Source organism: Sedimentibacter sp. B4, from assembly GCF_000309315.1.
Lineage (GTDB): Bacteria > Bacillota > Clostridia > Tissierellales > Sedimentibacteraceae > Sedimentibacter > Sedimentibacter saalensis.
In genome coordinates, this window is sequence record NZ_CANG01001097.1 from 1 (window position 1) to 328 (window position 328).

Annotated in this window: 1 pseudogene; it reads left to right on the forward strand. The window is 68.9% G+C overall.

Features of this window, described 5'->3' with window-relative positions:
- Positions 1-17 precede the first annotated feature (17 nt).
- Positions 18-328, forward strand: a pseudogene (locus BN358_RS27300) (hypothetical protein); the annotation flags it as partial.

Genomic DNA, 328 nt, shown 5'->3' on the forward strand with positions numbered 1-328 from the left:
TGTCGCATCTCTCGACAATGCTGGGCCCGCTGCAGTCGAGACCGGCCGGGCTTGGGGTCGCCACCTGGTCGACCGACCGGCGCGTCGCAGAGGATCGACGCGGCGACGCCACGACCCGGCTCAAGCGGGTGCTCGACTCGATCGGCTTCCAACCAGAAGTGCGCGCCCAACCCGACGGCATCGAGATCCGGCTGCATCACTGCCCGTTTCGTGAGGTGGCCGAGCGGCACCCCGACGTGATCTGCGCCCTCCACCTCGGGCTGATCGAAGGCGCGCTCACCGAACTGCGCGCACCACTGAGCGCGCAGTCACTGGAGCCCTTTGTCGG